The following is a 13673-nucleotide window of genomic DNA, read 5'->3' as shown; positions in this document are numbered from 1 at the left end:
TAGATGAAGGGAATCAAAGATCCCCCTCAGTCTGGCACTGAGCAAATCAGACAACAAGCCACGAGAAAAACTACATTTTTTCAATCTGTTGCAGCGCCTGCTCGACAGAGTCAGCCTGCCTCGCCGCCACTAAACAGCACGCCAACTGTTTCTGGATCGCGTCAGGGATTGGGATCTCGCCCGTCAGGCAGCGCTCAATCCAACCTGCGGTTACCGCCGCCTCTTTCGACGCGGGCAACTCAGGCTCCGTCAGCTCCGGTTGGCGATCGAGTAAAATTTGCTGTTCGCCCCCATTGATATAATGGATCGACGAGCTGCGTAATGGGCTGGCATAGACCTCCCCTTCACTACCTTGCTGCAACAACGCGGGTGCATTGATCGTCTGGAAGAAGCCCCCGACTTTTTGCATATATTCAGGGTGGGACACACTGGCTAGCCGCAGTGCTTCGTCATGAATGAATGGTGTGGCCAGTTTTGCCAGCGTGTGGCTACTGTTTCTCACCCCCATGCGCCAGCGTTGCTGCAATTGATTGTCCAATGGCGCGGAGAGTGCTGACACCGGGATAAACACGGGCAATCCACTATCCAGCCGCTGTTGGGCTTCTGCTGCGGTGAGTGACCACGGGATATTCAGCTGTTGGAAAATCTCGGCACTGGTCACCCGGCTGCTATCTTCGGTCACGCCGTGCACCACCACCGGCAGGCCAAGACGCGAGAGCAATAGTGCCAGTAAGGGGGTCAGGTTGGCTTGCTTGCGAGCACCATTATAGCTTGGGATCACCACCGGTAACGGGTGGCCCGCCGGTGCGCGCAGTGTCATCACCTGCTCTTGCATCGCCTGATAAAAGCCCAAAATCTCCTGCCCGGATTCACCTTTGATCCGAAAGGCTATCAGGATGCCACCCAACTCCAGCGCCGGAACTTGCTCTGCCAACATGGCTTTGTACAGCTCATAAGCCGTCGGCTGATCCAGATCGCGGGCATGGTTCTTACCGCGCCCAATCTCTTTGATAATTTTGCTGTAATCCATGGTGCGGTATTACCCCTGTCATGACCTGTTAAACATAAATCAGATTAGATATTACCGAAACTCTATCACTGATAGTAATAGATATAGCCAAATAGTTACCACTGCCGTTGTGGTGTAACAGCCACAATCAATGCATCAAGGATATCAATCGGCTATGCTGCTTTTAGTGACGGTGCCACTGGTGGGTTTATGAGGGGGGTTAGTTGGCATGAGAGCAGGCCACTGCTGAGATAAACGACAGCAGTGGCCTGAAGATTATTGCGGCTTACTCAGCTCTTCCGGTGGGCTGAACAGAACACGATAGATGGCACCGCCCAAGGCTCCTCCCACTAAAGGGGCGAGCCAGAATACCCATAGTTGTTGCAAGGCAACGCCCCCGGCAAAGATAGCCACGCCGGTGCTACGTGCAGGATTTACCGAGGTATTATCCACCGGGATACTGATTAAATGAATCAGTGTGAGACATAGGCCGATAGCCAGTGGTGCCGCCGCCGCCGGAGAACGTGTATCGGTCGCCCCCATAATAACCATCACAAACCCCATGGTCAGCACCACCTCGGCCACCAGCACCGCTTGTAAGCTATACCCCCCCGGTGAGCGCTCACCAAAACCATTGCTGGCGAATCCGGCAGTGACATCAAAACCCGCTTTACCACTGGCGATTAAGTACAAAATTGTCGCACCCGCTAGCCCGCCCAGCACCTGCGCCACGATATAGGGTATTAATTGCGAACCAGAGAAGCGGCCACCGACCCATAAACCCAGTGATACTGCCGGGTTAAAATGTGCGCCAGAGACATGCCCCAATGCATAAGCCATGGTGACCACCGTCAGGCCAAATGCCAGCGCCACCCCGAGAAATCCAATCCCCGCCACCGGGAACATAGCCGCCAAAACTGCACTACCACACCCGCCTAACACCAACCAGAAAGTGCCAATAAACTCTGCCATTAGCTGTTTCATGCTGTTTCACCCCTGCCTGATAAATATGTCGATAGCAGTTAGCGCAACCGCTAACCCACCACCTGCTATTTACGCCGAAGGTACTACCAGGCTTAACTTGTTAGGGTCAGCTCCCCAGCGGCTTATTTAATCTTAGTCACTGATTTTATGCCGATAGGGAAAGATTTCAGATGAAATGACTTTTTATATAAATAATTAGGTAAAAAGAGGGTTAGTGAGCCAAAAACCAAACTTTACCCCCGTTTCTTACGCCCTCTCTTCCCTGCTGGCTTAACGGGCAGCGTTATCGCAGGTGCCATCTTCCCCTCCGGCATATCGGGTTGCTCAATGGGGAAGATAGGTAGCGCGGCCAATAGTCGTGACCCATAACCTTTGGTTAATAAGCGCCTATCATAAATCACAATTTCACCGTGGCACTGATTACTGCGGATCAACCGCCCAACCTGCTGAATCAGGTTAAACGAGGCACTTGGCAAGCTTTGCACTTCAAATGGGTAGCGTTTCAGCGACTTCAGCCACTCCCCCTCCGTGAGGATCACGGGGCTGTCGATAGGCGGGAACGATATTTTGTGGATATGAACCTGAGTCAGTAATTCACCCTTCAAATCCAATCCTTCGGCGAATGATTGCAGGCCAATCAATACACTGGCAGTGCCGCTATTGACCCGTTTACGGTGCTCCTCGACCAGCCGATAGCGCGGTTGATCCCCCTGTACCAGCAGCATTAGACGTAAATCCGTCACATGGCTGAGGAAGGTTTGCATTGCCCGGTGGCTACTGAACAGGATCAGCATCCCCTTATGCCGCCCACTGGCCTGCTGGGCGCGGAAAAAGTGCGCCATTTCAGCTAAATGTTCAGCCTCATGGGCTATGGTCGGCTCAAAGCGCATTTTGGGAATAATCAGCTTCCCTTGCTCAATATGGTTAAACGGCGATGACAGCGCGGCGAAGCGATCTCCGGCCTTTTCGCTCAAGCCACTCAGCTCTTGCAAACGTGCAAAGCTATTTAACGAGCGCAATGTCGCGGAGGTCACAATCACATGGGGCACTTTACGCCACAGCATTTTATCGAGTTGATCGCTGACCCGTATCCCCACGCAGTGAAAATAGAGGTGCGTTTGGTTTTCGCGATAATCGCGGGTGATCCATTTGGAAATGGGCGCATTCGAGGCTTTGGCCATCGCCGCCAGCCGCCAAAGCTTGTTCATGGCCTCCAGATAGCCCAGCGTCCGGCTCATTTGGATAATCGCCCGATGCAAACGGACAATGTCATGCTTACCGGTCTGTTCGCTCAAATCATTGAGCACAAACTCGGCCAAACCGCGTAAGGCATCTGTCAGCTTAAATAATTTGGCGCAATCCTCCGTCAAACTGCCCGGTAACTCGCCCATCTCAAAACGGTATACCGCCGGGCTACCATCGGCTGGCAGCAGTTGACTCACCTGCTGCTCAACACTCAGCATCAGCTCACGCAACTGCTCACAATGATCTTTCAGGCGCTCCGGATTCGATAAACTGGGGGGATTTTTTGGCCGATACTGCACCATGCATTGATCCACCAGTCGCACAATCATATCCAGCTGCATATTGGCAAAAACGGCGGTAATTTCACCTTCAATTTCAAGGGCATCCCGCGCCACATCCGGCAAATGGTGGCCTTCATCCAGCACCAATAGCAGTTCTTTGGGATTGGGCAACACAGATTCAGTTTCCAGCGCCGCCATCACCAATGCATGATTGGCGACCACCACATCAGCACTCTCTATCTCTTTGCGGGCAATAAAGAACGGGCATTCACGAAAATAGTGGCAATTGCGCCCCAGGCAGTTGGCTTTATCAGTGCTTAATTTGGCCCACAAGCTGTCACTGAGTGACAACTGATGATGGTCGCGCAGCCCGTCCCAGAGATGGCTGTTCAGTGATTTAGTGAGCGCCAGACAGGTAGCTTGCTCTTCACCGTTGGCGGGGGCCAGTTCATCACCGAGAAACAGGGAGAGATCCCCCTGCCCGGAAACATCCGTGCACATTGCCGCCAGATTGCGCGGACACACATAACGCCCACGCCCAAAAGCACCGGTGAATTTAAGATCGGGAATAATTTTCTTTAGCAGCGGCAGATCTTTGCTGTAAATCTGATCCTGTAGTGCCACGTTAGCGGTACTGACCACCAACGGCTTGCTTTCTGCCCGACCAACCGCAATGCCGGGTATCAGATAGGACAAGGTTTTGCCGACACCGGTCGGTGCCTCAATAGCCAAATGGCGGCCAGCGTCGCCCGCCAGCGTTTTCGCCACTTCGGCTATCATCTGGCGCTGCGGCGCGCGGGAAATAAAATCGGGGATCTGCTGCGAAAGCGCCTTATACCACTGACTTATTTGTTCTTTTACTGCTGGGGACAACGCCATGCATATCTTATCTAAACTGAATGTTGCCCTATTGTCCCACACCATAACGCCCACGTCAGCCTGAAAGCACAGCAACAGTAGTTGAAATCCGCGACTTGCGCCAATGACAGTGGGATGAAATTTACGCAATGTCGCAGTTATTTATGATTTGTCATAAATATATCACACAGATGCGGTAAAAATTCTGCGCTGGACGAATTCAGACAGATATTGGATACAGCAGAAAATTTAACCATTCGCGTTTTTTCAAATAAGAGAAACAGGGCAAATTATGAAACGTAATATTCTGGCAATCCTGGTACCGGCTTTATTAGTTGCCACTACATCACACGCAGCAGAAATTTATAATAAAGATGGCAATAAGCTTGATTTATACGGAAAAGTAAAAGCATTGCATTACTTCTCTGATAATAATAAAAGTGATGGCGACAAGTCTTACGTCCGTTTTGGTTTTAAAGGTGCCACTAAAATTACTGACGATCTGACCGGTTACGGCCAATGGGAATATAACATTGCTGCTAACTATGCTGAAAGCCAGGAAACAAAAGATAACAAAACACGTTTAGCTTTTGCTGGCTTACGTTACGGTAAATTAGGCTCAATCGATTATGGTCGTAACTACGGCGTATTATATGACGTCGCCGCCTGGACCGATATGTTGCCTGAGTTCGGCAATGACAGCTACACCAGAACCGATAACTTTATGACTGGCCGTACAACCGGTGTGGCAACTTACCGCAATACAGATTTCTTCGGTCTGGTTGATGGTTTGAAATTCTCTCTGCAATATCAAGGCAAAAACGGCAGCGAAACAGAAAGCAATAACGGCCGTGCCGATGCGACCAAACAGAATGGCGACGGCTTCGGCATCTCCTCTAGCTATGAAATTGGTGCGGGTGTGAGTGTTGGTGCGGCCTATGCCTCATCTAACCGTACCACCGCACAAAAGAGTGGCACCTTCGGTAAAGGCGATAAAGCTGATGCCTGGACTACCGGTCTGAAATATGATGACAACGGCGTTTATCTGGCAGCAACTTATGCCGAAACCCGTAATATGACACCTATTTCTGGCACTGCGGTGATTAATAATGTTTCAACCAGCGTAAGTGGTTTTGCTAATAAAACCCAAAACGTGGAATTAGTCGCTCAATACCTGTTTGATTTCGGCTTAAAACCTTCATTGGCTTATGTTCAATCTAAAGGCAAAGATATCGAAGGTATCGGCGACACTGATTTAGTAAAATATGTTGATATCGGTGCTTCTTATTACTTCAATAAGAACATGTCCACCTATGTGGATTATAAAATCAACCAACTGAGTGACGATAATAAGCTAAAGCTGAATACCGATAACGTTGTGGCTGTCGGCCTGGTTTATCAGTTCTAATTACCCTGCATCGGTATTATCCTCATTGCTTTACTGTTTGAATGCTTCATTGTGATTGGTAAGTTTAATCTGTTACTTGTTATTATGCCGGGATAATTCCCGGCTTTTTTTATTTATCGGTAAACGACTATTTTATCCACAAATAACTCTTTGTGAACAGACGATTAATCTGAGCTCACCGCCAATAACCTCGATTCGCGCAGTGCCTCAGCAACCGCACCTCTTCGTTTTGTATCGTCAGTAGAGGAAAAATCTGCGCCTTGAATCCATCGCTGGTAGCGATTTTCACCTAAACCTTTATCAGCCTGAATCATCAGTGGTACCAAGCGGACGCCGATATGATCAAGGCTGCGATAGGGCCATTTCTTCTGCTCATCCGAAAAAGGGGCCATAAAATCAAGCGCCTTAATCAAACCGCTGCCATTGGGTGTTTGGTAACGCCACAGATCGATATGGACTTTATCAGCCAGTTGGGCCATCAAAACCGCCGCTTGTAAGCTGAAATAGCTGTAGTGGAAAGAGCGAGTTCGCGCCAACTCCAGCGGCTGTGAACCCTCTGCGGCTAACTGGGTGTCTAGTTTAGTTTTCAGCAATTCAGCCATCTCGGCCACCACCTTGGGCTGTTGCAGATACCAGGCAATACCGGCCACTTGTGCCGCATACCAGTTGCCGTGATTATTCTGCGCCGCCGCCTCTTTTTTACCTGCGGGGCTATTTTGTAGCCACTGTAGATACTCCGTCATCCATTGCCGCATTTGACTCTCATCATCTGCGGTCCAGAGCTGATTTTGCTGTAACATAATCAGCGAATCGACAATACGGGTAGCAAAATAGCGCCCATCCAGCACCCCAGTACCACGCCCGGTAGCAATTCCGGGCACGCCCTGAGCAAAATTGAGATTCGGATCCATGCGCGTTTGCGGGGCAATAAACCAAGTGCGGATCATGCTAATGGCTTTATCGGCATACTGCTGCTGGCCGGAAAAATACCAGGCTAGCGTCAATGCCTCAACCTGGGCGGTAAAATCAGCCAGCCTGACACCATCACTGTCAGCATTTTTACTCGCCGGATTAATCTGCCCATCTTTACGCACCCAAGGTAGGCCATCACTTTTTTGGCTATCTGGCCACCAATACGCACTGAGGCTGAGATAATCATGTTTAGAGCCGCTAGGTGGCATCATGCTTTTCTCCATGACACTTTGATCCGGCTGTTTCAGTGCTCTATCCGCTTGTTGCAGTAGCTGCTGATAGGCCTGCATGGTCTCCTTCGATGCCTGTTTCTGTGCAATCGCCAGTTTATTATGCTGCAACTCGCGGGCCGATAGAAAAGCATACTCATGTTGCGCGGCATCTGCGGGCATGGTGATGAATGTAAATAGCAGCATTAGTCTAACGAAAAAACCGCCAAAAATGATGGGGTTAATGCCAAACTGCCGCCCCCTGCATAAAGAGATTACAACCATAAATCATTCACCTTGTCTGATAAGCAGAAATAACGGCAAAAGCCATACCTAAGATATGGATCGAGCTTTATGCATCATGCCCGAAGCATTTTTAGCTTTCATGGGAAAGATAGGTTTTGTCACTGCTTATGAACCCAGCAACCATCAACTTCAAGAATAACCCCCTGTTTTAGCGTAAAAATTAGGCGAATATTTAAAACGTAAAAAAACGATAAAAACCTTTGCTTACCAGCACTATTCTCATGTTTACTGGTGCATCTCTGTTTTACTGCCCTTTTCTTATTGAATAACTATGTTAAAGCAAAATAGCCGTAATCTGTGGTTGCTGGTCGGTTCACTCTTCACCTTATATTTCGTTTGGGGTTCAACTTATCTGGTCATCCGCATCGGGGTGGAAAGCTGGCCACCGCTGATGATGGCTGGCTTACGCTACCTGATCGCTGGGGTGTTACTGTTCAGTTTCCTTGCCATCCGAGGCCATGCTCTACCCACGTTGCGCCAATGGATGGGCGCCAGTGCCATCGGCATCTTATTATTGGCCATCGGCAATGGGCTAGTTACCATCGCCGAACACCGACACGTCCCTTCCGGCATTGCTGCCGTCATGGTCGCGACCGTACCGCTATTCACTTTATGTTTCAGCATGTTATGGGGTATGCGCAATACAAAACTGGAGTGGTCTGGAATTGCTCTCGGTCTGGTCGGCATCATATTACTAAATACCGGCAGCAACTTATTGGGTAACCCAATGGGTGCGGCCCTGATATTGCTGGCTTCTGCCAGTTGGGCATTTGGCTCGGTCTGGAGTTCACGTCTGGCATTGCCAAGTGGGGCGATGTCCGGCGCTGCGCAGATGTTGGTTGCAGGGGTGGTGCTGTTAATTGCCAGTACATTAAGTGGCGAAGAGCTGAATCAAATGCCAAGTATGGGCGGCATTCTTTCATTGCTTTATTTGATTGTTTTCGGCTCAATGCTCGCCATCAGCGCCTATATGTATTTGCTGAAGAGTGTCCGTCCGGCGGTGGCAACCAGCTACGCCTATGTGAATCCGGTAGTTGCTGTGTTGCTGGGTATCGGCTTTGCCGGTGAAAGTTTATCGACCACTGAATGGTGTGCATTAGCGGTGATTGTTTCTGCGGTGGTATTGGTCACGCTGGGGAAATTTCTGTTTAAGTCGCGTTAATCTTTTCGCATCAAGAGTGCAACACAGTTGTTTCATTGAGTGAACAGGCTATAATTCCCGCTGGTTAGATAAAAGTGAAAATAATTATGCTAAGAAAAGCACTCATTATCCTGATTGCGATAATGGCTCTGAGTTCATTAGGTGGCGTTTTTCTGGCTGGGCTGAACATTTATACCCGTTCAACCACGCCACATGAAACTGAAACCACAGAATCCTCCCCACTGTCTGATATCGGCCCGGCGGGCTTATCCAACAATGGTCAAGAGTCCCCGTAGCGCCCATTAATCACAGGGTATAATCATTCCCCCTGTGATTAATAATCAAACACAGTCACAACGACTGCTTCAATACCCAGATATAATAGTGCCCGTCTTTCTGCTCGGAACCTTCCAAAATCTTCTCGAATCCGGGAAAATGCCAGCCCCAATCAGCAAGGCTTCGAATGTAGCGCAACCACGGCTCATCATCACGCCCAAAACTCTCCCCCGGCATCACGATGGGAATACCCGGAGGGTAAGGAATTACGCCGACGGCAGAGATGCGCCCTGCCAACTTGTCTAGTGGCAGCAACTCACAACGCCCAGCCATATGTTCTTGAAAAGCCTGACGAGGTAAGGTTATCGGAGTGGGTAAATGACTGAATGCCTCCGCCTGCAGCTTATCTATCTCACTGATTTTCATATAAGCAAACATGGTGTCACACAATTGTTTCAGACCAATATGCCCGTATTGCTGCGGATAGCCTTTAGCCAGATTAGGCAGGCAAATCGATACTGGCGTATCGCTGTCATAGTGCTGCTTGAACTCCAGCAGCACATTGATTAGTGTGCCCCACTTCCCTTTGGTCACCCCTACCGAAAACAGGCACAACACCATAAAGTCAGTGGTTCGCGAAGGCACAATCCCCCGTTGCCCGAGGAATTCCGTCACCACCGCCGCGGGGATCCCCTTGTCGACCAAGCGGCCATCATCCCCCATGCCCGGCACCATAATCCCAGCCTTAATGGGGTCTAGCATGCACCAATCATCCTCTAATTGGTCAAAACCATGCCACGACTCACCGGGTTTGAGTACCCAGCAGTCAGGATCAGTGGTTAACTGCTCTCTTGACGCTTGCGCAAAAGGAACCCGCTTACCACTTTTACTCTCAGTGATCTCCGGCGCATTCCAGGGTTTAAAGAACCACTCACCTTGTTGGGCAAAAGCGTCATATGCACGTGCCAGCGCTAAGCGGAAATCGACCGCTTCATTGATAACCTCTTGCGTTAACCCCTGGCCTTGATCCCCCTCCATCATCGCCGCCCCCACTTCATTGGCGGCAATAATGGCGTAGAGCGGCGAGGTGGTGGACTGCAACATATAGGATTCATTAAAACGTGAGTGCTCGATGGGTTTTTTACCATTTCTCACGTGGATATAAGAAGCTTGAGATAGTGCTGCCAGTAATTTATGTGTTGATTGCGTGGCAAAAACAGTCGGCCCCTGCGGATCATGATCGGTGGGAGCGCCGCGCATGGCGAAGCGATCACGATAAAGAGGATTAAAGCGCGCATAGGCATACCACGCCTCATCGAAATGAATCTGATCGACACTTTTGGCCAATAGATCTTGTGCTTGTTTCGCGTTATAGCACATGCCGTCATAGGTACAATTGGTGATCACTGCATAGACAGGTTTACTCTCTGAAATCAATGCCTTTAGCGGATTCTGCGCGACTCTCTCGACAATGGCGGCAGGTTGAAATTGGGCTTTGGGGATAGGGCCGATAATGCCATAGCAGTTGCGGGTTGGGATAAAAAATACCGGTAATGCCCCGGTTAACACCAACCCCTGCTCAATAGACTTATGGCAGTTACGGTCACATAACGCTATCTGCTTATCACCCACTACCGCCGTCATAATGGCGCGGTTAGAACCGGAAGTGCCATTGAGCATTGAGTAGCTGATATGCGCACCAAAGATTTGTGCCGCATAGGCCTCGGACTCTTTTATTGGCCCGCTGTGGTCAAGTAACGAACCCAATGATGCCCGCTCGATCCCGGTATCTGAACGAAACAGATTTTCGCCAAAGAAATCCAGAAACTCGCGCCCCACGGCACTCTTACTGAATGCCACGCCCCCCTGATGGCCCGGTGCGGCCCAGGAATACTCAGGGTTATCTTGCGTGTACTGCAACAGGGCTTTGGTAAAGGGGGGTAATAACTGCTGATAATATTTGCTAATCAATGCATTGGCACGGGCAGCAATAAATTCGGCTGTATCTTCATGCATCCAGACAAACTCATTGACCAGCTTCATGGTATCTAAATTCAAGCTATCAATACATGAATGCTCCGCCATCAATAACACCGGAATAGATTTATTGCGGAGGCGAATATCTTGCAGCAGAGCAAATGCCTGACTGTGGGATTCATCATCATTACCACCGGAAGTCCAATCGACAAAAATACAGCACAATGAAGCATCCGACGCCACCGTTGCCCGGCCATCTTCAAATGTCGCGGCAGCGATGACATTGAAATTGATATCATCCAACGCAATAATGAGTTCGTTCACCGCCCGACCATTAGCGGTAGTGAAATCACGAATATTACTGTCGACGACTAAAACGTTACGCTTTTTATGGCTACTTAAGTCAATCATTGCATTGGTCCTTATTCGCTATGATTTATCACATTGCAACAATGATGCCCAATCAATTAGCGGGTAACCCTGATTACTGAGCACTCTTAACAGGGGAATCGAGAGGGAATGGGTTTTTATGGGTACGGTTATAATTGAATGTGTATAGGGCAGTGATAACCATTAGAGTTACGAATGACCACATCACCTCGTTAGCCCCCGAACCGATGACAGCCCAAATACAATAGACAAAAGCGATCAGGGTAATGCCGACATAGGTGTTTGCTCTTGACCCTAAATGACCATGCCCCACCAGCAATAACGCAGCGCAAGTATACAAATACGGAACTAGCGTAAAAATAACAGAAACAGAAGAGACTAAACCAAACTCTTTAGCGGCATTGGGCGAGATACTGCTGATTTGGAATATCGTCATCAGAACCCCCAGGATCAGTAGCCCCGCGACAGGTGTTCCGGACTGGTTAACCTTCCCAAATATCGGCGGGAATAACCCATCATCAGCGGCCGCTTTGGCCGTTTGCCCGGCAACCAATGTCCAGCCCCCTAGCGAACCTAAGCAACCTATTGCCGCACAGAGTGAAACTATTGCGCCAGCGGTGTCCCCTAGGGCAAGACGTGCAGCGTCGCCAAAAGGTGATGCTGATACACGTAACTCCGCATTAGGGATCATGCCCATGATAGCGCTGCTGGAGAGGAGATAGCAGACGGCAGCAATCAACACGCCCCCCACAGTGGCAATCGGCACATTACGCTTGGGATTTTTCACAACACCGGCAGCCACTGAGGCCGTTTCTACCCCAATAAATGACCATAACGTGACATTTAGAGTACTTTGAATTGCGCCCAAGGTGCCCAAACCGCTGACATTCCAGGCGGCCATATAAATTTCGCCTTTGAACCAGAACCAGCCAAATAGTGCGATGCCAACAATAGGTATCAACGCTAGCGACGTGGCAACCGCTTGTACTCGGGTAATCATTTTAGGCCCAACAATATTCAGTCCAACAAATATCCACAGAACCACAACACAGGTAATAGTTAATACCATTGGCTCTTTCAATATTGGGAAGAAATAGCTGAGATAACCAACACCAATAACTACCATCGCAATATTGCCAATCCAGCAGGCTAACCAGTAGAGAACATTGGTCTGATAACCTAAAAATGGGCCAAAAGCTCGCCGCGCATAAGCATAGGAACCGCCCGGGCTATCATCCAAAGATGACATTTTGGCATAAACCATTGAAAGTGCTAATGCACCAACAATCGTCACCAGCCACCCCCAGATGGCTATTCCACCCGTTGAAGCTAAACTAGCCGGTAATAAGAATACGCCAGACCCCATTATATTCCCTGCAACCATAAGGGTTACGGGAATAAGCCCGACCTTTTGATCATCTGTAGACATAGGTAATCCTTACAAACGCCTATAAAAGAGTAAAAATGAGAATAGATATTTTCTGCAACTATAAATGTAGCTGATATAAGGTATAAATAAAGAAAATCTAGAATATAAATAATAACACTTATATAACCTGAGATATTTAAATCGTTACTGGATAAATAATTGATTACATAAATTATTTAATATGAAAACTTAATCTATATATTAACAGCAAATATAATTACATATAGTGGGAATATATTATTAAGGTATTGTCATGCCCGATGCAAAAGCGGTTGCTTACATCTGCTTAATGACGTTCTAAGCCGCTCAAGGTAATAGACTAAATGTTTTACTCAATAACTTATCTTTAGCTAACGCGGCCTCAGCCCCATTGACCGCACCATAAATCAGCATAGCTTCCTGCTGCTCATAAAAACGACAGAAGATAGTCAGCCAGCCTCACTACGGGAAGCGTTGATCATTCACGCCAACCTGACAACCGCCGACTCAAACGCGAAAAAATCATATCCGTAATTATTGCCAATAGTGCGACAACAACCGCCCCCTGAATAACATAGGCGGTATTAAAACCACTTAGGCCAATAATGATAGGAGAACCCAGCGTTTTTGTCCCGACGGTAGAAGCAATAGCGGCAGTACCAATATTGATAATGACCGATGTTCGAATACCCGCCACAATAACCGGGGCGGCTAGAGGCAATTCAACCCGCCACAAAATCTGCCGGCTACTCATTCCCACCCCTTGCGCCACCTCGCGGATACCTCGCGAAACAGACTCAATACCGGTGATCGTCCCTTGTAAAATGGGTAATAGGCCATACAGCACTAAAGCGATAATTGCAGGTTTCTCACTAAACCCCATCACAGGTACTGCAATGGCAAGTACCGCGACCGGTGGAAAAGTCTGCCCCATCGCGACAACAGTTTCCACCACTGAACGAAACTCTTTCCCTGCTGGACGAGTCACTGCAACACCAGCACTAACGCCAATCAAAACAGCGATAATACTGGAGGCCACTACCAGCATGACGTGAGCGACGACCAGTGACCAGAAGGTATCTTGCAGATAGACGGGTCTATCGAGACTGGGAAATAGAGCAGCAAAAAAACCGTGTAGGGAGGTCATGCCAAAAACCAACCCCGCGAGCAGAAGCACCGCCCAACAGAGCGGGTCTGTTAACCCATTCA

General features: G+C 48.9%; 10 protein-coding genes. 3 read left to right on the top strand and 7 right to left on the bottom strand.

The annotated features are described in order from the left end of the window. Positions 1-70: 70 nt before the first annotated feature. The 3 genes from ybiB to dinG form a co-directional block, all read right to left on the bottom strand. Complete coding sequence (gene ybiB, locus AACW11_RS16780; protein ID WP_212584855.1) at positions 71-1030, bottom strand: DNA-binding protein YbiB; 960 nt, start codon at positions 1028-1030, stop codon at positions 71-73. 255 nt (positions 1031-1285) lie between these two features. Beyond that, on the bottom strand, positions 1286-1993 hold the full coding sequence (gene aqpZ, locus AACW11_RS16775) for an aquaporin Z (RefSeq protein ID WP_212584854.1): 708 nt from the start codon (positions 1991-1993) through the stop codon (positions 1286-1288). A gap of 233 nt (positions 1994-2226) precedes the next feature. Then, complete coding sequence (dinG, locus tag AACW11_RS16770) at positions 2227-4398, bottom strand: ATP-dependent DNA helicase DinG (RefSeq protein WP_212584853.1); 2172 nt, start codon at positions 4396-4398, stop codon at positions 2227-2229. A gap of 271 nt (positions 4399-4669) precedes the next feature. Between dinG and ompF2 the strand changes: the two genes are divergently transcribed. Further along, positions 4670-5785 carry a porin OmpF2 gene (gene ompF2, locus AACW11_RS16765; RefSeq protein ID WP_212584852.1) on the top strand — a complete coding sequence of 372 codons (1116 nt, stop codon included), beginning with the start codon at positions 4670-4672 and terminating at the stop codon, positions 5783-5785. Between the two features lie 164 nt (positions 5786-5949). On the opposite strand, the gene AACW11_RS16760 is transcribed toward ompF2, so the two are convergent. Further along, the gene (locus AACW11_RS16760; protein ID WP_212584917.1) at positions 5950-7173 is read right to left on the bottom strand and encodes an alginate lyase family protein; all 1224 of its coding nucleotides are present in this window, start codon (positions 7171-7173) and stop codon (positions 5950-5952) included. A gap of 370 nt (positions 7174-7543) precedes the next feature. On the opposite strand from AACW11_RS16760, the gene yedA reads away from it, so the two are divergent. Both yedA and AACW11_RS16750 read left to right on the top strand, forming a co-directional pair. Continuing rightward, positions 7544-8434, top strand: a complete 891-nt coding sequence (gene yedA, locus AACW11_RS16755) for a drug/metabolite exporter YedA (RefSeq protein ID WP_212584851.1) — start codon at positions 7544-7546, stop codon at positions 8432-8434. Between the two features lie 86 nt (positions 8435-8520). Then, entirely contained in the window at positions 8521-8709 is a 189-nt protein-coding gene (locus AACW11_RS16750; protein WP_032815427.1) for a hypothetical protein, read from the top strand. Positions 8710-8764: 55 nt separating this feature from the next. Here AACW11_RS16750 and AACW11_RS16745 read toward each other — a convergent pair whose 3' ends face one another. The 3 genes from AACW11_RS16745 to AACW11_RS16735 form a co-directional block, all read right to left on the bottom strand. After that, positions 8765-11077, bottom strand: coding sequence for an Orn/Lys/Arg decarboxylase N-terminal domain-containing protein (locus AACW11_RS16745; protein WP_212584850.1), 2313 nt, complete (start codon positions 11075-11077; stop codon positions 8765-8767). A gap of 73 nt (positions 11078-11150) precedes the next feature. After that, on the bottom strand, positions 11151-12485 hold the full coding sequence (gene adiC / locus AACW11_RS16740; RefSeq protein WP_212584849.1) for an arginine/agmatine antiporter: 1335 nt from the start codon (positions 12483-12485) through the stop codon (positions 11151-11153). Positions 12486-12942: 457 nt separating this feature from the next. Next, positions 12943-13611, bottom strand: a complete 669-nt coding sequence (locus tag AACW11_RS16735; RefSeq protein ID WP_249192772.1) for an ABC transporter permease — start codon at positions 13609-13611, stop codon at positions 12943-12945. Positions 13612-13673 lie beyond the last annotated feature (62 nt).

It is taken from the genome of Yersinia sp. Marseille-Q3913 (assembly GCF_963892745.1).
GTDB classification, from domain to species: Bacteria; Pseudomonadota; Gammaproteobacteria; order Enterobacterales; family Enterobacteriaceae; genus Yersinia; species Yersinia bercovieri.
The sequence above is the reverse complement of the archived record's forward strand: the minus strand, read 5'-3'. Positions and strand labels throughout refer to the sequence as shown.

What these genes read in the sequence shown, in the direction of transcription:
- ybiB (WP_212584855.1), bottom strand. Translation starts at nt 1,030, where the DNA reads ATGGATTACAGCAAAATTATCAAAGAGATTGGGCGCGGTAAGAACCAT.
- AACW11_RS16750 (WP_032815427.1), top strand. Translation starts at nt 8,521, where the DNA reads ATGCTAAGAAAAGCACTCATTATCCTGATTGCGATAATGGCTCTGAGT.
- ompF2 (WP_212584852.1), top strand. Translation starts at nt 4,670, where the DNA reads ATGAAACGTAATATTCTGGCAATCCTGGTACCGGCTTTATTAGTTGCC.
- AACW11_RS16735 (WP_249192772.1), bottom strand. Translation starts at nt 13,611, where the DNA reads ATGACCTCCCTACACGGTTTTTTTGCTGCTCTATTTCCCAGTCTCGAT.
- aqpZ (WP_212584854.1), bottom strand. Translation starts at nt 1,993, where the DNA reads ATGAAACAGCTAATGGCAGAGTTTATTGGCACTTTCTGGTTGGTGTTA.
- AACW11_RS16760 (WP_212584917.1), bottom strand. Translation starts at nt 7,173, where the DNA reads ATGCTGCTATTTACATTCATCACCATGCCCGCAGATGCCGCGCAACAT.
- dinG (WP_212584853.1), bottom strand. Translation starts at nt 4,398, where the DNA reads ATGGCGTTGTCCCCAGCAGTAAAAGAACAAATAAGTCAGTGGTATAAG.
- yedA (WP_212584851.1), top strand. Translation starts at nt 7,544, where the DNA reads ATGTTAAAGCAAAATAGCCGTAATCTGTGGTTGCTGGTCGGTTCACTC.
- AACW11_RS16745 (WP_212584850.1), bottom strand. Translation starts at nt 11,077, where the DNA reads ATGATTGACTTAAGTAGCCATAAAAAGCGTAACGTTTTAGTCGTCGAC.
- adiC (WP_212584849.1), bottom strand. Translation starts at nt 12,485, where the DNA reads ATGTCTACAGATGATCAAAAGGTCGGGCTTATTCCCGTAACCCTTATG.